The sequence below is a fragment of the Oricola indica genome, from assembly GCF_965227485.1.
Taxonomy (GTDB): domain Bacteria; phylum Pseudomonadota; class Alphaproteobacteria; order Rhizobiales; family Rhizobiaceae; genus Oricola; species Oricola indica.
Genome location: NZ_OZ245747.1, coordinates 1,355,462 through 1,375,308, shown reverse-complemented (window position 1 = coordinate 1,375,308; position 19,847 = coordinate 1,355,462). Strand labels below are relative to the sequence as shown.

Genomic DNA, 19,847 nt, shown 5'->3' with positions numbered 1-19,847 from the left:
TTTCTCAACCTAGAGAAGACGGGCGGGGCGTCCCGATTGTCTCCGCGATGCGCCGACAGGCCGCTCCGAAACTCGCGAAATGCGATGCGCGGACGTGGTCTTTCCGCCAAAGCAGGCCGACCGACCGCGCCAGCGGCAAGTCGGCGATACGCCTGAGGACAACCTGTTCCTCGCGCCGCGCAAATTCCGATGCAGCGTACAATTCGGGAAAAAGGGACAGGCCCATGCCGATTGAGACCATCTGCCTCAAGGCGTCGAGGCTGGTGCCCTCATACTCCTCGCGCATCACCGCGCCCGACTGCGCGCTCAGCGCCCTGACCTGATGGCTGAGCCTGTGCCCTGATCCAAGTGTGAGCATGCGCTCGCCGGCCAGCATCTCGATCCTCACCTCCCCCGCGGCGGCCAGTCGATGGCGGGAAGCCATGCCCAGGTAAAGCGGCTCGACCATCAATTCCAGATAGTCCAGCCTCGAGCGCTCCTCGGGCTGAGGCCCAAGTGCGCAATCGATGGTCCCTTCCATGACTGACGCTTCGAGGAGATGCGCCCTGTCCTCGCGAATGTAGATTTCGAGGTCGGGATAGGCATCGTGCAGATGCGGCAGAAGGCGCGGCAGGTAGTACGGCCCGAAGGTCGGCGCGACCCCGAGGCGGACAAGGCCGCCCATCTGCCCTGTGGATTGACGGGCAACGGCCACGATCTCATCGAGCGAGGTCAGGGTCGTTCGCGCGAGGACGGCAACCTTCTCGCCGATCGGCGTTGCGCGCGAACGTCCCGGCGTCCGGTCGATCAGCGCGGCGCCGAGCTGATCCTCCAGCAATTGGAGCTGCGCCGACAGGGTTGGCTGGGAGACGTTGCACAGCCTGGCCGCTTCCCGGAAATGACCGGTCTCAATCACGGCGAGAAGATATTCGAGCTGTCTTGGCGATGGTCGGAAAGGCATGACCAGATAGAGATAATCTATCGAAGAGATATAAACAATCGATTGGAACTATCGCACGCGCGTGACGACATGATCCTCGTGGAAAAGGAGAAATCGATGTCCCGCACCTTCAGGCCATGGAAAGACGGCGCAAAAATCAGTCATGCCGGACCCGGCACGGGCCGGTATTCCGAAAATCGGACGTTCCGTCATGCTCCGGCCATCTTCGATCCAGCCGGAGGGCAGAGATAATGTTTGTCATCAAACTGATCTTCCTGGCCATCGGCTTCGCGACGGGAGGGATTCTCGCCTATGGCGCATGGTCCTTCAACCGCGACGGAACCCGCAAACCGGTGACCGGGCGCGCGCCCGGAAAGCCTCAGCGCTCGGTCAGCTTGAGTTCGATACGGCGGTTACGCGCCCGCGCCTCGTCCGTGTCGGCCGGGTCGAGCGGCTGAAACTCGCCGAAGCCCGCCGCGACGAGGCGTTCCGGCGGGACCCCTTCCGAAATCAGGTATTTGACGACGGAAGTCGCGCGCGCGCTCGACAATTCCCAGTTGTCCGCGAAACGGCCAGTGCCCGATACCGGCACATTGTCCGTATGGCCGTCGACGCGCAGCACCCAATTGATCTCACCCGGGATCTCGCGCTGAAGATCGATGAGCGCCGCGGCAAGCTTGCCCATCTCGGTCGCACCAGCCGGGTTCAACTGCGCCGATCCGGAGGGAAACAGCACTTCGGACTGGAACACGAAACGGTCGCCGACGATGCGGATATTCTCGCGGTCCGAAAGGATTTCACGCAGCCGCCCGAAGAAATCCGAACGATAGCGGTTCAGTTCCTGCACCCTTTGCGCCAGCGCGAGATTGAGCCGCCGGCCGAGGTCGGCGATCTTGGCATTGGATTCACGGTCGCGCTGTTCAGAGACGTCCAGTGCGTCCTCCAGCGCCGCGATCTGTTGTCGCAGTGCGGAAATCTGCCGGTTGAGCAATTCGACCTGGCTGAGGGCGCGCTGGCTTATCTGGCGTTCCTCGGTGAGCGCATCGCTCAGGATACCGATCCGGTCCTGCGCCGCCACGCTCGCTCCGCTGCCGGCGGCGAGCAGGCTTTCCAGACGCGAGCGCTCGTTCTCAGCCGCTTCCAGCGAGGCCTGCAGGGCCAGCAGCTGATCCTCGGCATCCTGCCGGTTGCTTTGTTCGAGCGAGAGAAGTTGCGTCAACTCGTTGATCTGGGAGTTCAGCCGGTTGAGAACGGCGTCCTTGCCGGTGATCTCCTGACTGAGCAGAAACTGCGCCAGCACGAAGACCGACAGCAGGAACATGATGGCGAGCAGCAGCGTCGCCATCGCATCGACGAAGCCGGGCCAGTAGTCGACGCGCCCGTCATGGCGGCGATTTCGCGCAAGCGCCACGCTTATTCGCTCCTGTCGTTCTTTTCGATAGCCGCGGCCAGTCTCTCAAGCGTCCTGCGCATGTCCTTTTGCTCTTCGGACTGCGTTTCAACCCAGTCGCGCATCATCTGCTGCTCACTGCGCATGTTGCGCACCAGCCCCTGTATGCCTTCCGCGAGATTGGCCATGGCGGCGGTCGCCCGCTGGTTGCCGCCGGATCCGCCCTGCATTGTCCGCAGCGCCTCGGCGACCGATTTCATGTCTTCGCTGCTTTCCGAGGCGGCAGCGGCATTCGCGACGCCCGAATCCGGATCGGTGACCGAAGAAAGCCAGTTTTCGAGTTCCGTGTAAAAGCGGTTCTGCGCGCGGCCGGCCTGCAGATCGAGAAAGCCCAGGACCAGCGATCCCGACAAACCGAACAGCGACGAGGAAAACGCCGTTCCCATGCCCTCGAGCGGGGAACTGAGTCCGGCCTTGAGCGAATCCAGAATATCGTTCATGTCGCCCGACCCGGGATCCAGCGACTGGATCGTCGCCCCAATGGAGCCGATCGTCTGCAACAGGCCCCAGAAGGTGCCGAGCAGGCCAAGAAACACGAGAAGGCCGGTCAGGTAGCGCGATGTGTCGCGCGCCTCGTCCAGCCGGGTGGCGATCGAATCGAGGATCGAGCGGGTCGAAAGCGTCGAGAGCGTCATCGCCTGCTGGCGGCTCAAAAGGGAACGCATCGGCGCGAGCAGGACCGGATCCCGCCGTGCCGCCATCAGTGAATCGCCCGCGCGGAACGTATTGACCCACCGTACCTCACGGAAAAGGCCGATCACCTGCTGGAAGACGAGGATGATACCAACGCCCAGAACGCCCAGAATGAGACCGTTCAGCCCCGGATTGGTCATGAACGCCGTCGATATCTGACGGTACAGGATCGCGGCGACGAAACCGACGATCACCAGGAAGATGATCATCGAGAACAGGAAAACCTGCGGATTCGACAGGCGGTAGGGATCGAAGCGACCTTGCTGATGGGCGGTTACGCCCGCCTGTTCTGCGTCACCGATGCTCATTCACGAATCCCTCTGCCCGCACACAACCCCTGGATCACGCGACATTAGCCAGAAAAGTGGCAGAAATAAAAGGTTGTGCGCCGCAACAAGTGTTGACCGGGTCAGCGATTTGTCAATGGGCGGTTGATCGTGGAGAGCAGCGCCTTCTGGATCGCTTCGTTGCCGGCGACGATGTCACCCCGGCCGAACATGTCAGTGCCGCCGGATGCGTCGGTAACGAAACCGCCCGCCTCCCGGATCAGGATGATACCCGCAGCCATGTCCCAGGGCGAAAGCGACTCCTCCCAGAACCCATCGAGACGGCCGGCCGCCACATAGGCGAGATCGAGAGCCGCTGCGCCCGTCCTGCGGATGCCGACGGCCTCGCTCATCACATGGCGCAATTGTACGAGGAAACGTCCGTGGTCGCCCCGCCCCAGATGCGGAACCCCGCAACCGACCATGCAGTCCGTCAGCTTGCGCCGGGCCGCAACACGCAGTCGGCGATCATTGAGGAAGGCGCCGGCGCCTTTTTCGGCCGTATAGAGTTCATCCGTCGCCGGATTGAAAATGACGCCCGCGACGAGCTGGCCCTGTCGCTCAAGCGCCAGCGACACCGCGAAATGCGGGAACCCGTGCAGGAAGTTCGTCGTGCCGTCGAGCGGATCGATGATCCATCGATGCTGCGGGTCCCTGCCTTCGACAGACCCGCCTTCTTCCAGCAGAAAGCCGTAATCCGGCCGCGCGCGTTCAAGCTCGGCGCGCAGCACCTCTTCGGCTCGCAGATCGGCCTGGCTGACGAAATCGCCCGGTCCTTTGACGGAGACCTGCAGATGCTGAACTTCGCCGAAATCGCGCGCCAGTCCGCGGCCTGCCTTCATCACGGCCTGAACCATTACATTCATCAGTGCGGAACGCGCCATTGCAGCTTGTCCTCAGTCTTTCGAAAGGCGGCGACGACGGGTCAGTCGGCGCGGCGGATGTAGGTGATTTCGTTCGTGTCGACGAGAATCCTCTCACCGGCCTCGATGAAGGGCGGCACCATGACACGCACGCCGTTTTCCATGACGGCCGGCTTGTAGGAGGATGTCGCCGTCTGGCCCTTGACCACCGGATCGGCCTCCACGATCTCGAGAACCACATGGTCGGGCAGGGAGACGCCGATCGGCCTTTCCTCGTGCAGTTCCACGGTGACGGTCATCCCGTCCTGCAGAAACGCAGCGCGATCGCCGACGAAATCCTTCTGCAATTCGAGCTGCTCATAGGTCTCGTTGTCCATGAAGACGAGCGCATCGCCCTGCTCGTAGAGATACTGGAAGTCTTTCTGCTCCAGCCGCACGCGCTCCACGGTTTCGCTGGCGCGGAAGCGTTCGTTCAGCTTTGTGCCATCGATGAGATTCTTGAGTTCGACCTGGTTGAAAGCGCCGCCCTTGCCAGGCTTGACCGCATTGCACTTGACCGCCGCCCAGAGGCCGCCATTGTGCTCGATCACATTGCCCGGCTTGATTTCGTTTCCATTGATTTTCATGTGAGATCACCGACTATTATTATGCCCGGAACGGGTCTGGATTTGGCCGGTTCAAGACCACACTTGCGGCGATCTTTCAAGCGGCATGCGCGTGGCTCCGGCTTTCGCGAGGGATTCTCAGCGCAACTGGTTGGCCCGCTCGATGGCCGCGCGCTGTTCCTCTTCGGTCAAACCTTCCCAGAAATCGTCCAGGGCACGGTCACGCAGGCCTGCCCTTCGCACGATGACCGTCCATGCCGCGGCCTCGGCGTCGTCCGGCTCGGTCCCGAGCCCTCCCCAGTAGAGCTTGGCGACACCGGCCTGGGCGGCGACATTGCCCGCACGCGCCGCACGAACGGTCCACAGATAGGCCTTTTCCAGATCGCGGTCGCCGCCGATCCCCTGCAGGTACCAGTTGCCGAGATCGTATTGCGCCGTGTCGAAATTCTGCTGTGCCGCCTTGAGCAGCCATTCGCGCGCGGCGGCCGGGTCGCGCTCGACCCCGCCGCTGCCGTTCAGGAGGATCTGGCTGACGGCATACTGCGCATCCGCAATCCCCTTCTCGGCCGCGCCGAGGAAATAGGGATAGGCTTTTGCCATCGACTGCGATCCCGGCCGTTCGTCGATGATCATCTGCGCGAAGTTGAACTGGGCATTGGCGTTTCCGGCATCGGCCGCCGCACGCATCAGTTCACGGGCCTCTTGCAGCGTTTCGGGTTTCTTGTCCCGGTTCATCAGGATCAGCGCGAATTGCAACTGCGCCTCCGGAATGCCCTGTCGGGCGGCGCGGCGATACCACTTGGCCGCTTCTTCCGGGTCGCGCGGCACACCCAGTCCCCGCGCATAGATTTCAGCCAGAAGGGTCTGCGCCGCCGCATCGCCCTGTTCGGCGCGCGGCAGGGCGAGATTGCGCGCGGTCAGATAGAGGCCGCGTTGATAGGCGCCGAACGCCTCGTCAGCCGGCTGATCGCCGAAACGCGACGGCACAACGCCTTCGGCATCCGGCGTCGCAGCGGCATCATCCGATCCACCCGTCTGCAGCGGTTCACCGAAACGCGAAGGCGCGATGTCGACATCTTCGCCTCCAGGAGCGCCCGCCGCAGGCGCAGCCGCGACGATCGCCGCCACCATACCGACAATCACCCACGCGCGATGTCCGCGGGATAAAGTCATGAGTCGCGGCCCAGGGAATGGCTTTCGAGTATGTCGTTCGCGGCAGCCACGGCAGCGGCGGGATCGATACCCTCACCGAAGACCGCTCTCGACAACGCCACGAATTCGGTGCCGGTCGCGGCAGCCTCGCCAAGCGTATCCAGCGAAGCACCGCCCATCAGAATGCAGGGGATTTCGACCATCGAGGCCCACCATTCGGCGAGATCGACATTCTTGCGGTGGGGGCTTGGATGCGTGTCCTGTCCAAAACGGCCAAAAAAGAGGTAGTCGGGTCTCGCCTCGCCCATTTCCAGAGCCTTATGGCGGGTTTCCGCACCGCCCGATCCTACGATATGACTGCCGTTCAGGCGCTCCACCGTTTCGGCGACATCCCGTATGCCCGTATCGACATGCAGCCCGTCTGCGCCCGTCCGACCGAATGCGCGGGTGTCATTGACGACAATCGCTGCCGCACCATGCGCCTGGGCGACAGGGATGCAAACTTCGAGATGCGCCTGATAGGCGGCCTCATCCAGGTCATAAGCCGGGAAGATGACCGATGCGACCTCGCCGCCTTCGAGCGCGGCAGTGAGCCGATCGGCGAACGATACGCCCGATTGGTCCGGCGGCGCGACAAGCACGAGCCCGCAACGTTCTGTCTGTTTGTTTTCCATCGGCGCTTACTATGTTTCCTGCAGCCCCGCTTCAACCTGAAAATGGACGGTTTTACGGCGGGTTGCCACCAGACCGCCGCAGCGACCTTTCACAGGGCGGAAAAATGCCGTAAGCGCAGATGGTTGAGAAACCGGGTTCGGAAAGGCTGCCAGAAACGCCGGATGCCATTCATCACCGATCCCCTTTTCTACGCCGCCGCGATACCAGCGGTCATCTTCGTCGGCCTGTCCAAGGGCGGGTTCGGCGGCGCGATGGGGCTGATGGGCATGCCGCTCCTGGCGCTCGTCGTGTCGCCGATCAAGGCTGCCGCGATCATGCTGCCGATCATGATCGTCATGGACATCGTCAGCCTGTGGAGTTGGCGCGGCATCTACGACAAGCACACGCTCAAGATCATGTTGCCGGCCGGCGTAGTTGGCGTGGCCATTGGCTGGTTTACCGCGACCTGGGTCACCGCATCGCATGTGCGCCTTCTCGTCGGCGCGATCGCGCTTCTTTTTGCCGCCGACTATCTGCGCCAACGCCTCAGCGCATCTGTGAGGGAGGCCCGCGAGCATAATTTCGCAAAGGGATCGCTGCTCGGCGTCCTGTCGGGCTTCACCAGTTTCGTATCGCATGCCGGCGGACCGCCTTACCAGTTCTATACTTTGCCTCTCGGGCAGGATCCGAAAGTATATGTCGGCACTTCGGTGATCTTCTTTTCGGTGATGAACGCGATCAAGCTGATCCCGTATTTCGCGCTGGGACAGCTCGACCACACCAACCTCGCGACGTCGGCCATACTCATGCCCATCGCCCCGGTCGCCACCCTGGCCGGTGCCTGGTTCGTGCGGCAGATCGATCGAAATATCTTTTATCCGTTCATGTATGCGATGATTTTCGTGGTCGGACTTAAACTGGTCTACGACGGAATGACTAGCCTCGGTTCTTGACCTCGGGTAAGAATGATCTTACCCGTTTCAAGATGAATTCCACAGACTCCTTTCACGCGATTGCCGACGGGCATCGACGTTACATTCTGGAGGAATTGCGCCGCACGCCCAGAACAGTGGGCGAGCTTGCCGAAAACTTGCCGATTTCAAGGCCGGCCGTTTCTCAGCACATGAAGATATTGCTCGATGCGGGAATGGTGTCGGTACGCGCTCAGGGCACCAAGAGAATATACGAACTGAACCCGGCGGCGTTTCTGCCACTCAATATCTGGCTGGATCAGTTCTGGACCGGCGACTGATTGACCGCCGCCGGTCTGCGGATCGCCAAAATGCTATCGCTAGTGACGCGTTTCGGAACGAATGCGTTCGATCGCTTCCTTCACACGCAGCTTCTCGCGTTTCAGCTGGGTAAGCTCGACTTGGTCCGGACTGGGACGGGACAGGATCTGGGAGATTTCCGTTTCCAGATTTCCATGCTTGCGCACGAGGGACTCCAAATGAGCTTCTATGGACATGTGAATATCTCCTTCCGTTTGGTCGGGCCTTGTGCGGCCCGAACGTGGATGGTGACATGAAAACCCGTGACTGTCGAACATGACTCTGTGGAAATGGGTGAAGATTTGTTGCAAAGAGTGAACCATTCGTTTCGTTGAAACCAGGCAGGGTGAACCGCCGCAACGAAGGCAAGAAGGAAGCGCCATGTCTGAGCAGGATCAGGCCGATTTGCGGCTTGCGTTTGCGCGGTTGAAACAGGAACACGCCGACTACGACGCCGCCATCGAGGCAATGACGACAACCGGCTGTAACCGGATGCAGATCCAGCGCATGAAAAAGAAGAAGCTCGCCGTCAAGGACAAGCTTCAGCAACTTGAAGACCAGATCATTCCGGACATTATCGCCTGACCGCAAAGAAACGATCCACGCAATGACCAGCAAAGTCGCTATCATCATGGGCAGCCAGTCCGACTGGCCGACCATGCGCCATGCCGCCGATGTCCTCGACGAGCTGGACGTGCCCCACGAAGCCCGAATCGTATCCGCACACCGCACGCCGGACCGCATGTATGAATTCGCAAAGACGGCGAAGGCCGAAGGTTTCGGCGTCATCATCGCCGGCGCCGGGGGCGCAGCGCACCTGCCCGGCATGACGGCATCGCTGACCCCCTTGCCGGTGCTCGGCGTACCGGTTCAGTCGAAGGCGCTTTCCGGCCAGGATTCACTGCTCTCCATCGTGCAAATGCCGGCTGGCATCCCGGTCGGCACGCTGGCGATCGGCAAGGCGGGCGCAACCAATGCCGGCCTCATGGCCGCAGCCATTCTCGCCCTTTCGGATCCGGAACTCGCGACCCGGCTGGATGAATGGCGCGCCGCCCGGACAAGCGCGGTCGCCGATCAACCGACGGACGAGGATGCCGGCAAATGACCTTGCGCCGTGGCGCCACGATCGGGATCATCGGCGGCGGACAACTGGGACGCATGCTTGCCATGGCCGCGGCACGCCTCGGATTCAGGACCTGCGTGCTGGAACCGCAGGCGGATTGTCCCGCCGCACAGGTTTGCAACGCGCAAATTACCGCCGCCTATGACGATCTCGCGGCCCTCAAGGAACTCGCCCGCCGCTGCGATGTCGTAACATTCGAATTCGAGAACATCGATCTCGATGCCGCGCGCTGGCTGGAAACAGTCGCCGACCTGCGGCCCGGCACCCTTGCGCTGGAAATCGCCCAGGATCGGCTCAACGAAAAAACCTTCCTCAACGAAGTCGGTATCAAGACCGTCGCCTTCCGCGCCATCGCGGACGCCCCGGTGCTCGAGGCTGCGCTCGCGGAGTTCGGCGGGCGCGGCATCCTGAAGACCCGCCGCCTCGGCTATGACGGAAAGGGGCAAATCCGTTTCCGCGGCGAAGCCTCCGACCCGACACCCGCCGAGGCGCTGGAAAGTCTCGGCAATGCGCCGGTCATCCTGGAGGAATTCGCGCCGTTCTCCTGCGAGATTTCGGTGATCGCCGCACGCGCCGCCGATGGCACCGTCGTCTCCTTCGATCCGCCGCGCAATGTGCACGAGGACGGAATCCTGTCGACATCGACTGTGCCGAGTGCCGTCGAACCCTCCATCGAAATGGCTGCCCGCGACGCCGCCGGCAAGCTTGCCGGCGCGCTCTCCTATGTCGGCGTCCTCGGACTGGAGTTCTTCGTCATGGAGGACGGCAGCCTGCGCGCCAACGAGTTCGCGCCACGCGTTCACAATTCCGGGCATTGGACGGAGGCCGCCTGCACGGTTTCGCAATTCGAGCAACATATCCGCGCCATTGCGGGCTGGCCGCTGAGCGACGGCTCGCGCCACAGCGACTGCGTTATGGAGAACCTGATCGGCGGCGACATCGACCGAATTCCGGAACTCGCGAATGCGGCCGACACGCTGGTCCATGACTACGGCAAGGCCGAAATCCGCGATGGTCGCAAGATGGGCCATTTTACCCGGGTTCTTCCCCGCTCCGGTTGACATCCGGACACAATTGCGGTTATCCACCGCCCGACTGGTTTCGCGCGCCTTCCGGCGCGTTTTTGTTTGAGCCCGCGAAGGGCCACATAGGCGCTACAATGAAGATCAAGAACTCGCTCAAGGCACTGAAGTCCCGCGACCGCAACAACCGGCTCGTCCGCCGCAAAGGCCGCGTGTACATCATCAACAAGCAGAACCCGCGCTACAAGGCGCGCCAGGGCTGATCTGCCTGTTCGGCCATAAGGCCGTGGACTTCACGCAATTTTGCATTTGACGTTTGCGATGCGGGAAATACCTTACCCGCATGCAGACGTTTTTGCGCTTCGCAACCCTGACCGCAATTCTCGCGCTCTCCGCGCCCGCCCTCCATGCCCAGGAGTTCGACGAACCCGGCATGGAGGAGCCATTGCCCGTCCCCGAAGAAAATCTGGCGCCCCAACCACCTGTCTATGACGACGTGCCGTTGGCAGCGGAGCCGGAGGGAACCAGGCTCGACGACCTTTTCGCCAAATTGAAGAAGGCGCGCGATCCGCGTCACGCAAAAACACTGGCCGACGGCATATGGTCGGAATGGTTTCGCTCGGGCAGTGCGACCGTGGATCTGATGATGGGTTGGGCGAACGAAGCCTACGAGGCGAAGAAATACAATGTGGCGCTCGATTTCCTCGACCAGGTGATCATGCGCGCGCCGGATTTCACCGAAGGCTGGAACCGCAGGGCGACGCTGCATTATTCGATGGACAATTTCGCCAAGTCCATGACCGACATCAACAAGGTGCTCGAACTCGAACCGCGCCATTTCGGAGCTCTCGCCGGTATGGCGACGATTTTCGAAAGGACGGGCAACCAGCAAGCCGCTCTGCAGGCATGGTCCCGCGCGCTCGAGGTCTATCCGGCCATGCAATCGGCTCAACAGGCCGTGATCCGCCTGACCGACGAACTCGCCGCAGACCCCGTCTGATATCCGCATCCCGTTTCCGAAAGACCATCCACCGATGAATCTCGTCTATGCGGCGCTCCTTTCACTGATCGCGCTGCTTTTCTTCCTCGCCGCGGTGACCCGCGTTGGAGCGTGGTGGATCGAGCGCAGCTATCCGGCGCAAGGCGAGTTTGCGACGGTCAATGACACGCGCATGCATTACATATTCGACCGCGGCAACGGACAGACCGACCTTCCGCCGGTCGTCTTTCTTCACGGGGCGAGCGGCAATCTCAACGACCCGCGCGAAGCGTTCCTCGGCCAACTCGGCGGTCGCGCCGACCTTCTCTTCCTCGACCGTCCCGGCCATGGCTGGTCCGGGCGCGGCCCGAAGTCGAACGAGACGCCCGATGGGCAGGCCGCCACTGTCGCCGCGCTGATGGAGGAACTCGGCATCGAAAAGGCGGTGATCGTCGGGCATTCCTTCGGCGGCGCGATCGCGGCCACCTTTGCGCTCAACCATCCCGGCAAGACCATCGGAACGCTGTTTCTTGCCCCCGTCAGCCATCCCTGGCCCGGCGGCGTCGACTGGTATTACGACCTGACGCCAGTCCCCGTGATCGGTCGCATATTCTCAGAGACGCTGGCGCTCCCCTTCGGCCTGATGCGGGTCAGACCGGGAACCGAATGCGTCTTCACGCCGAACAGGCCCGCGGAAAACTATGTGGAGAGAACCGGCGTCGCACTGGTGCTGCGTCCATGGCATTTCCGTGCCAATGCAACCGACGTTTCACGGCTTCTGGACTACGTGACCAAGACGGCGCCGCTATATTCTCGGATCAAGACACCGGCCGTCGTGATCACCGGCAACAAGGACGCGATCGTGCTTCCGCGCGTGCATTCGCTCGGGCTTGAACGGGATCTCCCGAATGCCGAACTGGTCTGGATCGAGAATCTCGGCCACAAGCCCGACTACGTCGCCACCGACCTCGCGGTCGCGGCGATCGAGAAACTCGCCGGCGCACCGCGCGACCTCCAGGCGATGGGCAAAGCGCTCGAAACAGAGATTGCCGGCGACAGGTTCGGCCCGGTCGAACGCTGTCTCGAGTAAGCCGTCAGATTCCGGACAGGCCGTCGGAGCCTATATAGGCGATCCGCAGCATGTTGGTGGCACCGGGCGTGCGCAGCGGCACGCCGGCCGTGATGATGATCCGGTCGCCGGGTTTCGCAAACTCCTCCCGGAATGCGATGCGGGAGGCCCGATCGACCATGTCGTCGAGATCGATCGCATCGTCTGTCACCACGCAGTGCAGCCCCCAGACCAGCGCAAGACGGCGAGCCGTCTCGATGACCGGCGAGAGCGCGATAACCGGCGTATCGGGCCGTTCGCGCGAGGCGCGCAGACCGGTGGTTCCCGATGACGTGTAGCAAACGATCGCCGAGAGATTGAGCGTATGCGCGATCTGTCGGGCTGCCGCGGAAATCGCATCCGACCCCGTCGCTTCGGCCTCCGGGCGCTGCGCGTTCATGATCCCCTGGAACAGCGTATCGCGTTCGACCTTCTCGGCAATGCGCGACATCGTCGCGACGGCTTCCTCGGGATAGTCGCCCGCCGCCGATTCCGCCGACAGCATGACCGCGTCCGCGCCTTCGTAAACCGCCGTCGCCACATCGGAAACCTCGGCGCGGGTGGGCACAGGCGCCGAGATCATCGATTCCAGCATCTGCGTCGCGACCACGACCGGCTTGCCGGCCTTGCGCGCCGCGCGCGTGATCTGCTTCTGGATACCCGGCACGGATTCCAGCGGCATCTCCACACCGAGATCGCCGCGCGCCACCATGATCGCATCGGAAAGCTCGATGATCTCGTCGAGGCGCTCGACGGCCTGCGGCTTCTCGATCTTCGACAGCAGGCCGACGCGCCCGCGCGCGATCTTGCGCGCTTCCGCAAGATCGTCCGGCCTCTGGATGAAGGACAGAGCCACCCAGTCGATCTCTTCCTTGAGAACGGCGTCGAGATCGGCGCGGTCTTTTTCGGTCAGCGCCCCGACACCCAGCGTGGTGTCGGGAAGGCTGACGCCCTTCTTGCTCGAAATCTTCGTGCCGGAGACGACCTTCGCAGTAATCGACTTGCCGTCTGACTTTTCGGCGATGAGTTCCAGCCGCCCGTCATCGACCAGCAGGCGATGACCCGGCTGCACGGCTTCGAGGATTTCGGGATGGGGAAGCTTGACCCGGGTGGCATCGCCCGGCGCGTCATTGTCGTCGAAGGTGAAGGTCTGCCCCGGCTTGAGTTCGACCGTCGTGTCGGCAAATGTCCCGACGCGCAGTTTGGGACCCTGAAGGTCCGCGAGGATGCCGATCGGACGCCCGACCTGCTTCTCAACGGCGCGAATCCGCTTCACGAGGTCACGCATCATGTCATGGCTGGAATGGCTCATATTGATGCGGAACACGTCGGCTCCGGCATTGTGCAGTTTCGAGATCATTTCCTCTGTCGAGGACGAAGGGCCAAGCGTCGCGAGAATCTTGACTTTGCGACCGCGTCTCACTGGCCGTCTCCTTGTGTGATGAAGGGCTGTTCTGAGGCGGAGGTCGCCTCGGATTCGGGATCGTCCACGAGTTGGACCATCCAGTTCGTCTGGTTTCCGGTATCGTATTCGCGGAAGCCGGCTTTCTGGAAACCGCGCGCATAGCAGTCATTGACGCCGGTTATCTTGAATTGGAGTTCGGCGATGCACATGCTCACAGGCCCGTCCCAGCGACCGCCGCGCACGCCGTCCTCGGCGTAGAGGTAGTAATACCGCGACTCCAGCGGTCCCTCGATCAGCGTCTTGCAGGTCGAACCTTCGATGGCCCACCACCCTTCCGTAATCCAACCCGCCCGGGCTCGGTAACCGATCGAGACGCCGACGAGATCCTGTGTTGCATTGCACACGCGAAAATCGGCCTGCGCCGTTCCCGGCTTTGCAATGGACACCCCGACCGACATCAAAACCAGCCAGAAAAGTCGCACATAAATCGATTTATAGGAACGGCTTATCGGCATTTCTGATGACGTTGGTATGACGCGAAACAAATCGGAATTCCTGTCGTGGTTTGTCGCATGGCAACACTTTATGTCAATGCAAAGCTGGAACACAGCGTTGTTTTCGCGATATTGGCGGTGTTCACCGGTCTTGAATGCGTCCGATCGCCGACGATATGGACCTTATCGACCTCAACCGGAGAACGCACCATGACCGACATTCCGGAAAACAAGCGCACCGAACTCGAGGCCGCCGCGTTCCGGCGGTTGGTCGAACATCTGCGCCAGCGCACCGATGTGCAGAACATCGACCTGATGAACCTGGCGGGCTTTTGCCGCAACTGCCTTTCCAACTGGTACCGCGACGCGGCCGAAGCGGACGGCCTGGAACTGTCCAAGGACGAATCGCGCGAGATCATCTATGGCATGCCCTATTCAGAGTGGCGCGACCGATACCAGACGGAAGCGACGCCGGAAAAGAAAGCCCGCTTCGCCGAGACCGCGCCCAAACACGATTGACGTCCGCGCTCAGGCGGGCGGCCAGGCGAAATCGTTCGCGCGCCCCGGCTTGGCGGCCGGCGGCACACCGTCTTCGACAAGACGATTGCGCGGCGATTTGGCTTGAAGCGGATTTTCCGGCCGGCGCTCCGCCACGGAGTGGATATCGCCAAGCAGTTCCGCGCCGCCATCGAGTTCCGGATCCGCGATGGGAATCGGGTCCATGCGCACGACCTCGTCCTCGACCTGCAGCGGCGGAAGCCGCAAGGTCGAATAGCTCTCCGGCGCAAGCACGGTGAGTAACGACGATGCGGCATCTCCGAACATCGCCTTGATCTGCCGCTCGACATAGAAAGCGAGCTTGCGCTTGCCGGCATTGGTGAAGTTGATGCCGTCGGAATTCCGCAGGCGGACTGTCTGGCCGTTGATGTCGGAGCCGCTCAGGACGAACGCGCCGTCCTGATCGACGAAACCGTCCCAAATATCGACGAATGACCCCCCGACCGCCTCGGCTGCCGTCCGGTAGAATTCGTTGAAGGCCAGAATGTCGGTGGACATGCTCTTGAACCGGTAGGGCGGACCGCCAACCCAGATCAGGGGCGTATTGCTCTTCTGCACGATACCCGCGAAACGCTCGATACGAGCCTTGTATTCGCGTTCCCAGGCTTCGCTGCGCACCTTTTCGGTGCGCCCGTCCACGCGCATGGCCTGCCGGTCATTGGAACCGATCATGGTCACCACCAGCGCCGGCTTGACCTCCTCGATGATCCCTTCGATCGTGCCCGGCCAATCGTAATAGTCGTCACGCACGAAACCCGACGAACCGCTGGCGCGTGATTCGATGACGATCGATTGCGCATCCTTGAAGGCTTCACGCAGCCCCTGCGCGAGACCGGACGCCGTGAAATCGCCGACAACGAGGATGACGAGTGCGTTTTCGAGTTTTTCGGGCGCGGGCTCCGGCGCCGGAGCGGCAGCGCGCTGCGGTTCTCGCGGCGCCACCCGGGCGCGCTTCACCTCGCGCTTGGGAACTTCCTGAATCTGTCGCGATTCCGTATTGCGACGAAAAAGAAGGTCGATCAGCGAGCGCGGACGGACAAGCTTGTCCTCGTTCGACTGGGCGAGAGCCGCGCTCACCTCAAGGAGCGGGCCCGGAAGGCCGGTCGCGCCAGTCGAAAGAACCGCCATCGCCAAGAAAAGCGTGAGAAACGGCCGAACGAGAATACGCTTGTACAACACAGTCAAAATCCCTGGCGCATCATGCGCGGCGGTGTCTTCATTTTCGCAGCACTTTTAGCAATTCCATCGACGCATAGCCATCCCGCTCCAGGCCGTACCGCTCCTGGAACGACAGGATCGCACTGCGCGATTCCGGTCCGATCTTGCCGTCGATCTCGCCACCATAGAACCCAGCGCTCTTCAGCCGCTTCTGCAATTCCTCGCTTTCGGAGATGCTGAGGCGGGTGAAAGGCCGTTTCCAGTCCTTGCGCGGCCCGGGAAAGCCGGCGATCTGGTCGGCGAGCATGCCGACGGCGAGCGCATATTTGTCGGCATTGTTGTAGCGCTTGATGACGAAGAAGTTCTTCACCATCAGGAAGGCCGGACCGTCGCGCCCCTGCAGGACCTTCAACTCCGCCGATTGCCCCGGACGCGGAAACGGCTTCCCATTGGCGCGCGTGACGCCGATAGACGCCCATTTGGACAGCGACATCGACCCGCCGGGGAATTTCCGGCCCGGCGGCAAGATCACCTCGTAGCCCCAGGTCTGGCCTTTCTGCCAGCCATTGCGGCGCAAGAGATTGGCGGCCGTCCACAGGGCGTCGGGAACCGAGTTCCAGATATCGCGGCGCCCGTCGCGGTCGCCATCGACGGCATAGGCGATATAGCTGGTCGGGATGAACTGGGTATGTCCCATGGCGCCGGCCCACGAACCCATCAGCCCGTCACGCGAAACATCGCCGCTTTGCAGGATCTTGAGAGCGCCGATCAATTGTCCGCGCGCATATTTCGCGCGCCGGCGGTCGGCATAGGCCAATGTCGCGAGCGCCTGCGGCACGTAATGGAGCCGGTCACGGCGTTTGAGGAATTCGCCGTAATCGGATTCCATCGACCAGATCGCCAGCACGATATGCTTGTCGACGCCGGTGCTCCGCTCGATCGAATTGAGCAGGCGACCATATTTGCGCAGCATCTGGCGCCCGGTCGCGACGGAACGTTCGTGCACGCGCCCGTCGATATACTGCCAGGCTTCGTCGCGAAATTCGGGTTGGAACCGCGCCTTTTCGAGAACCGCAGGGTCAGGTGCGGTGATCCCCGCAAAAGCGCGGTCATAGACGGAAGGTGAAATACCGCGGGCGACCGCCGTTCCGCGAAAATCGCCGATCCATCGCTGGAAGCCGGCATCCGCGAAAGCAGATGCGGTAAAAGGTGCGAGAAGTGCCGCAGTGGCGACAACGATCCCAGCGTGCCGGATACCGGGGACGAGAGGCATGACTGTCACTCCTTTCAAGGTTGATGTTTCAATCCGTGCCGCGCCGGCGTCCGGGTCACCTTGCTGTTGAGCAAGTATCGCCCGATTCGATGGCATAATTTCGGCACGCTCGTCAGCGCTGCAATCGCAGCCCGACATAAGCACTTGTCGTCCGGCCACGTTTGGCCGGATCGGAACTCAGCGTCTCTTCGTGTCCGACCCGTGTCCTCAGGCCGGCGAAGCGATTGAACCAGAATGTCAACGCGGCGTCCGCGTTCAGAGTGACCTCGTCGGCGCTGCCATCGGCGTCACGATATTCCGCGCCGAAGCCGGCTTCCGCCGTAAGATTCGCCCTTACACGGTGGGTTACCCCGAGATTTGCCGCGTAGAGCAACGCTCCGCTTTCGGAGGTGCCGCCGCTGGTTTCCGTCGAAGTCGAAAGGTCGAGTGTTACATCCGTCTCCCGGCGAGGCGACCAGTTGAAGGTCGCGTCAACGGACACGCCGGCGATATCCGCGAGAGCGGAATCGGCGATGTCCTCGCGCAAATAGCCGGCCGAGATCTCGCCGTTCAGCTTCTCCCCGAGATCGATCCCCGTGCCGAGCCGCAACCCATAGCGAACGGAATTGCGATCGAGCCCGCCGCTATCCGGCGTCTCGCGCATCCGCCGCACACCATAAGTCGCCTCGATGAAGGGCGAGAAAACGGCGGACGCCTCGATGCCGGCGCGCAGCCGGCCGTCGATCGTCGTATTGTCCAGATCCGACTGCGGGATGACCGTCGCGTCGCTCAGCTCCGCATCGCCATACATGCTGTGTTCGACGGAGAGTTCGCCTTCGCCATAGAGCCTTCCGACTTCCTGGCGTAACGCGAGCGAACCGGAAAAGGTCTGTGTCGGCGGATCGTTGACTCCGGTCACGACCGGAATGAGCCCGGGATCGGTGGCCGCGATGAAAGCGGCCGATTGCGGGTCGTCCAGCGCGTAGCTGTAGCCCAACCTACCGGTCAGTGTCGTCGAGGCGCCGATATCCAGCCGTCCGGTCGCGTTGATCGTGCCCTCGGGTTCGAGCGTATCGTCCCCGCTCAACCCGCGCTGCAGCCGTCCGAAGGCGGAAATGTCCAACGCATGCCGAGACCAGTCGGACTCGAGGTCGAGTTGAAGCGATCCCTCGCCGGATAAGGTGTTCGAGCCCGACTCGCGTTTGCCGTTGAGGCCAAGATCGAGGGTCGAGCGCAAGACGAAACTTCCGAGCGGTTTACCCAGCGCCGCATAGGGATTTCCCTCTTCCCTGACGCTTCCGGTCTGCAACGGACCGACGGCCGACACGGGCAATGCTCGCGTCGGCGAAAAGACGGCATCGTCGTCAGGCAGAATGATATCGGGATCGCCACTTGCGGCGTCCGGCTCCGCAACGCCCTGCGCCGTGTCGTCTCCGGACACGCCGCGCAGGCCTCCGAGGTCTTGCGCAAAGACCGGCGCGCACAGGCAAAGCCCCAACCCGCCTGTTGCGAGCAACAGCGCGAATCGCGCCGGAACGAACGTCCGGCCACAGTCTTTTTCGAACAGGACCGTCGGCACGGCCAATCACCTCGTTTTCCTTACCGAAACCTAAACGTCGGTGGTTAACGAAACCTTAGGAACGAGAGGCGTTTCCACCGGATTACGGACCTGTTTGCCCAGGCCCGGCGCATCCCTCATGGACAAAATCCCGGCGGTGGAGTAGCGAACGGCAATGAGCAGCAAAGCGCATTTGTTGGAACCCGTCGAAAAGCCGATCGCTTCCGCCCTGAAGACACTGGCCTTTCAGCAAAAGGGCCTGTCCGCACTGGCCGATGCCATTGGAAACGGGCTCGGCGAATCATTTCTGGCTGCCATCGAAAAAATCAACGGCATCAAGGGCCGCGTCATCGTGACCGGCGTCGGCAAGAGCGGTCATATCGGCTCGAAAATGGCAGCGACGCTTGCCTCGACGGGCACGCCCGCCTTTTTTGTGCATCCCGCCGAGGCCAATCATGGCGACCTTGGCATGATCGCACGCGACGACGCGATCATCGCCATGTCATGGTCGGGAGAAACACAGGAACTGAGCGGGATATTGCGCTATTCGCGCCGCTTCGAAATTCCCCTTATCGCGATGACGTCCGGCGAAAACTCGACGCTGGCGCGCGAGGCGGACATCGTTCTCATTCTGCCGAAATCGGACGAGGCCTGCCCGCACGGGCTTGCCCCGACCACCTCGACGCTAATGCAACTCGCGCTGGGCGACGCGATCTCGGTCGCGCTGCTCGAAAGCCGCGGCTTCAGCGCGACGGACTTCCACACCTTTCACCCGGGCGGCAAGCTCGGCGCGAACCTGACCCATGTCGGCGAGATCATGCATGTCGGCAGCAAAGTCCCGCTGGTCCCGCTGGGAACGCCCATGGCGCAGGCTGTTCATGTACTCGCCGAGAAGCGCGTCGGCTGCGTCGGCATCACCGACGGGTCCGGCAACCTTGTCGGCATCTTCACCGACGGCGACCTGGCTCGCAATATCGAACGCGACCTGACCGGTCATACGGTTGATGACATCATGACGCCTTCGCCGAAGACCGTAACGGAACAGACCCTGGCGGCGACCGCCATGGAACTGCTCAATCGCCACAACATTTCGGCGCTGATCGTGGTCGAAGGCGCAAGGCCGGTCGGCGTCGTGCATTTCCACGACCTCCTGCGCATCGGCGTCGCCTGACGGGCTACGCTTCTGCGCGGCCGCGGCATGCTTAACGGCGCGTTAACCAAACCGCGCGGATTTGGCCGGAATTCCGGGTTTGGGAC

23 protein-coding genes are annotated in these 19,847 nt (G+C 62.2%); 10 read left to right on the top strand and 13 right to left on the bottom strand.

What is annotated here, in order from left to right; translation table 11 throughout:
• Positions 1-4: 4 nt before the first annotated feature.
• The 7 genes from ACQK2M_RS07010 to ACQK2M_RS06980 form a co-directional block, all read right to left on the bottom strand.
• Positions 5-940, bottom strand: coding sequence for a hydrogen peroxide-inducible genes activator (locus tag ACQK2M_RS07010; RefSeq protein WP_425417203.1), 936 nt, complete (start codon positions 938-940; stop codon positions 5-7).
• 358 nt (positions 941-1,298) lie between these two features.
• Positions 1,299-2,330: a peptidoglycan -binding protein gene (locus tag ACQK2M_RS07005; RefSeq protein WP_425417202.1), complete on the bottom strand. Its 1,032-nt coding sequence runs from the start codon at positions 2,328-2,330 to the stop codon at positions 1,299-1,301.
• Between the two features lie 2 nt (positions 2,331-2,332).
• Complete coding sequence (locus ACQK2M_RS07000; RefSeq protein ID WP_223476029.1) at positions 2,333-3,370, bottom strand: flagellar motor protein MotA; 1,038 nt, start codon at positions 3,368-3,370, stop codon at positions 2,333-2,335.
• A 101-nt stretch (positions 3,371-3,471) separates the two neighbouring features.
• On the bottom strand, positions 3,472-4,272 hold the full coding sequence (locus ACQK2M_RS06995; RefSeq protein WP_425417201.1) for an inositol monophosphatase family protein: 801 nt from the start codon (positions 4,270-4,272) through the stop codon (positions 3,472-3,474).
• 41 nt (positions 4,273-4,313) lie between these two features.
• Complete coding sequence (efp, locus tag ACQK2M_RS06990) at positions 4,314-4,877, bottom strand: elongation factor P (protein ID WP_425417200.1); 564 nt, start codon at positions 4,875-4,877, stop codon at positions 4,314-4,316.
• Positions 4,878-4,994: 117 nt separating this feature from the next.
• Complete coding sequence (locus ACQK2M_RS06985) at positions 4,995-6,029, bottom strand: tetratricopeptide repeat protein (RefSeq protein WP_425417199.1); 1,035 nt, start codon at positions 6,027-6,029, stop codon at positions 4,995-4,997.
• Positions 6,026-6,682, bottom strand: a complete 657-nt coding sequence (locus ACQK2M_RS06980; protein ID WP_425417198.1) for a thiamine phosphate synthase — start codon at positions 6,680-6,682, stop codon at positions 6,026-6,028. Before ACQK2M_RS06980 ends, ACQK2M_RS06985 begins: the two co-directional genes overlap by 4 nt.
• 162 nt (positions 6,683-6,844) lie before the next feature.
• On the opposite strand from ACQK2M_RS06980, the gene ACQK2M_RS06975 reads away from it, so the two are divergent.
• Positions 6,845-7,615 carry a sulfite exporter TauE/SafE family protein gene (locus ACQK2M_RS06975; protein ID WP_425417197.1) on the top strand — a complete coding sequence of 257 codons (771 nt, stop codon included), beginning with the start codon at positions 6,845-6,847 and terminating at the stop codon, positions 7,613-7,615.
• A 32-nt stretch (positions 7,616-7,647) separates the two neighbouring features.
• Positions 7,648-7,914, top strand: a complete 267-nt coding sequence (locus ACQK2M_RS06970; protein WP_223476120.1) for an ArsR/SmtB family transcription factor — start codon at positions 7,648-7,650, stop codon at positions 7,912-7,914.
• A 39-nt stretch (positions 7,915-7,953) separates the two neighbouring features.
• Here ACQK2M_RS06970 and ACQK2M_RS06965 read toward each other — a convergent pair whose 3' ends face one another.
• Positions 7,954-8,130, bottom strand: a complete 177-nt coding sequence (locus tag ACQK2M_RS06965) for a YdcH family protein (RefSeq protein ID WP_223476035.1) — start codon at positions 8,128-8,130, stop codon at positions 7,954-7,956.
• A gap of 184 nt (positions 8,131-8,314) precedes the next feature.
• On the opposite strand from ACQK2M_RS06965, the gene ACQK2M_RS06960 reads away from it, so the two are divergent.
• The 6 genes from ACQK2M_RS06960 to ACQK2M_RS06935 all read left to right on the top strand — a co-directional run bounded on the left by ACQK2M_RS06960 (position 8,315) and on the right by ACQK2M_RS06935 (position 12,147).
• Positions 8,315-8,518, top strand: coding sequence for a YdcH family protein (locus ACQK2M_RS06960; RefSeq protein ID WP_223476036.1), 204 nt, complete (start codon positions 8,315-8,317; stop codon positions 8,516-8,518).
• Positions 8,519-8,540: 22 nt separating this feature from the next.
• Positions 8,541-9,038: a 5-(carboxyamino)imidazole ribonucleotide mutase gene (purE, locus tag ACQK2M_RS06955; protein WP_425417196.1), complete on the top strand. Its 498-nt coding sequence runs from the start codon at positions 8,541-8,543 to the stop codon at positions 9,036-9,038.
• Positions 9,035-10,117: a 5-(carboxyamino)imidazole ribonucleotide synthase gene (locus tag ACQK2M_RS06950; protein ID WP_425417195.1), complete on the top strand. Its 1,083-nt coding sequence runs from the start codon at positions 9,035-9,037 to the stop codon at positions 10,115-10,117. The genes purE and ACQK2M_RS06950 overlap by 4 nt, the downstream gene beginning before the upstream one ends.
• A 98-nt stretch (positions 10,118-10,215) precedes the next feature.
• A complete protein-coding gene (gene ykgO, locus ACQK2M_RS06945; protein WP_223476039.1) occupies positions 10,216-10,341 on the top strand; it encodes a type B 50S ribosomal protein L36 in 126 nt (41 codons plus the stop codon).
• A gap of 80 nt (positions 10,342-10,421) precedes the next feature.
• On the top strand, positions 10,422-11,078 hold the full coding sequence (locus ACQK2M_RS06940) for a tetratricopeptide repeat protein (RefSeq protein ID WP_425417194.1): 657 nt from the start codon (positions 10,422-10,424) through the stop codon (positions 11,076-11,078).
• A gap of 34 nt (positions 11,079-11,112) precedes the next feature.
• Positions 11,113-12,147, top strand: a complete 1,035-nt coding sequence (locus ACQK2M_RS06935) for an alpha/beta fold hydrolase (RefSeq protein ID WP_425417193.1) — start codon at positions 11,113-11,115, stop codon at positions 12,145-12,147.
• Positions 12,148-12,151: 4 nt separating this feature from the next.
• Here ACQK2M_RS06935 and pyk read toward each other — a convergent pair whose 3' ends face one another.
• Together pyk and ACQK2M_RS06925 are read right to left on the bottom strand one after the other, a co-directional pair.
• Complete coding sequence (gene pyk, locus ACQK2M_RS06930; protein ID WP_425417192.1) at positions 12,152-13,588, bottom strand: pyruvate kinase; 1,437 nt, start codon at positions 13,586-13,588, stop codon at positions 12,152-12,154.
• Complete coding sequence (locus ACQK2M_RS06925; RefSeq protein WP_425417191.1) at positions 13,585-14,028, bottom strand: DUF1036 domain-containing protein; 444 nt, start codon at positions 14,026-14,028, stop codon at positions 13,585-13,587. The genes pyk and ACQK2M_RS06925 overlap by 4 nt, the downstream gene beginning before the upstream one ends.
• A 246-nt stretch (positions 14,029-14,274) precedes the next feature.
• Here ACQK2M_RS06925 and ACQK2M_RS06920 point away from each other — a divergent pair, with 246 nt between their 5' ends.
• Positions 14,275-14,583 carry a DUF1244 domain-containing protein gene (locus tag ACQK2M_RS06920; protein WP_425417190.1) on the top strand — a complete coding sequence of 103 codons (309 nt, stop codon included), beginning with the start codon at positions 14,275-14,277 and terminating at the stop codon, positions 14,581-14,583.
• 9 nt (positions 14,584-14,592) lie between these two features.
• Here the strand turns inward: ACQK2M_RS06920 and ACQK2M_RS06915 are convergent, their stop codons facing one another.
• The 3 genes from ACQK2M_RS06915 to ACQK2M_RS06905 all read right to left on the bottom strand — a co-directional run bounded on the left by ACQK2M_RS06915 (position 14,593) and on the right by ACQK2M_RS06905 (position 18,611).
• Complete coding sequence (locus tag ACQK2M_RS06915) at positions 14,593-15,798, bottom strand: DUF459 domain-containing protein (RefSeq protein WP_425417189.1); 1,206 nt, start codon at positions 15,796-15,798, stop codon at positions 14,593-14,595.
• Between the two features lie 40 nt (positions 15,799-15,838).
• Entirely contained in the window at positions 15,839-17,053 is a 1,215-nt protein-coding gene (locus ACQK2M_RS06910; protein WP_425417188.1) for a lytic murein transglycosylase, read from the bottom strand.
• A gap of 112 nt (positions 17,054-17,165) precedes the next feature.
• The gene (locus tag ACQK2M_RS06905) at positions 17,166-18,611 is read right to left on the bottom strand and encodes an outer membrane beta-barrel protein (protein ID WP_425419997.1); all 1,446 of its coding nucleotides are present in this window, start codon (positions 18,609-18,611) and stop codon (positions 17,166-17,168) included.
• A 154-nt stretch (positions 18,612-18,765) separates the two neighbouring features.
• On the opposite strand from ACQK2M_RS06905, the gene ACQK2M_RS06900 reads away from it, so the two are divergent.
• Entirely contained in the window at positions 18,766-19,761 is a 996-nt protein-coding gene (locus ACQK2M_RS06900; protein ID WP_425417187.1) for a KpsF/GutQ family sugar-phosphate isomerase, read from the top strand.
• Positions 19,762-19,847: the final 86 nt, after the last annotated feature.

Coding starts and splice junctions, on each gene's coding strand:
- ACQK2M_RS06935 (WP_425417193.1), top strand. CDS start 11,113: ATGAATCTCGTCTATGCGGCGCTCCTTTCACTGATCGCGCTGCTTTTC.
- efp (WP_425417200.1), bottom strand. CDS start 4,877: ATGAAAATCAATGGAAACGAAATCAAGCCGGGCAATGTGATCGAGCAC.
- ACQK2M_RS06970 (WP_223476120.1), top strand. CDS start 7,648: ATGAATTCCACAGACTCCTTTCACGCGATTGCCGACGGGCATCGACGT.
- ACQK2M_RS06900 (WP_425417187.1), top strand. CDS start 18,766: ATGAGCAGCAAAGCGCATTTGTTGGAACCCGTCGAAAAGCCGATCGCT.
- ACQK2M_RS06965 (WP_223476035.1), bottom strand. CDS start 8,130: ATGTCCATAGAAGCTCATTTGGAGTCCCTCGTGCGCAAGCATGGAAAT.
- purE (WP_425417196.1), top strand. CDS start 8,541: ATGACCAGCAAAGTCGCTATCATCATGGGCAGCCAGTCCGACTGGCCG.
- ACQK2M_RS06940 (WP_425417194.1), top strand. CDS start 10,422: ATGCAGACGTTTTTGCGCTTCGCAACCCTGACCGCAATTCTCGCGCTC.
- ACQK2M_RS06950 (WP_425417195.1), top strand. CDS start 9,035: ATGACCTTGCGCCGTGGCGCCACGATCGGGATCATCGGCGGCGGACAA.
- ACQK2M_RS06985 (WP_425417199.1), bottom strand. CDS start 6,029: ATGACTTTATCCCGCGGACATCGCGCGTGGGTGATTGTCGGTATGGTG.
- ACQK2M_RS06980 (WP_425417198.1), bottom strand. CDS start 6,682: ATGGAAAACAAACAGACAGAACGTTGCGGGCTCGTGCTTGTCGCGCCG.
- ACQK2M_RS06975 (WP_425417197.1), top strand. CDS start 6,845: ATGCCATTCATCACCGATCCCCTTTTCTACGCCGCCGCGATACCAGCG.
- ACQK2M_RS06995 (WP_425417201.1), bottom strand. CDS start 4,272: ATGGCGCGTTCCGCACTGATGAATGTAATGGTTCAGGCCGTGATGAAG.
- ACQK2M_RS06960 (WP_223476036.1), top strand. CDS start 8,315: ATGTCTGAGCAGGATCAGGCCGATTTGCGGCTTGCGTTTGCGCGGTTG.
- ACQK2M_RS07000 (WP_223476029.1), bottom strand. CDS start 3,370: ATGAGCATCGGTGACGCAGAACAGGCGGGCGTAACCGCCCATCAGCAA.
- ACQK2M_RS06920 (WP_425417190.1), top strand. CDS start 14,275: ATGACCGACATTCCGGAAAACAAGCGCACCGAACTCGAGGCCGCCGCG.
- ACQK2M_RS06925 (WP_425417191.1), bottom strand. CDS start 14,028: ATGTCGGTCGGGGTGTCCATTGCAAAGCCGGGAACGGCGCAGGCCGAT.
- ACQK2M_RS07010 (WP_425417203.1), bottom strand. CDS start 940: ATGCCTTTCCGACCATCGCCAAGACAGCTCGAATATCTTCTCGCCGTG.
- ykgO (WP_223476039.1), top strand. CDS start 10,216: ATGAAGATCAAGAACTCGCTCAAGGCACTGAAGTCCCGCGACCGCAAC.
- ACQK2M_RS06910 (WP_425417188.1), bottom strand. CDS start 17,053: ATGCCTCTCGTCCCCGGTATCCGGCACGCTGGGATCGTTGTCGCCACT.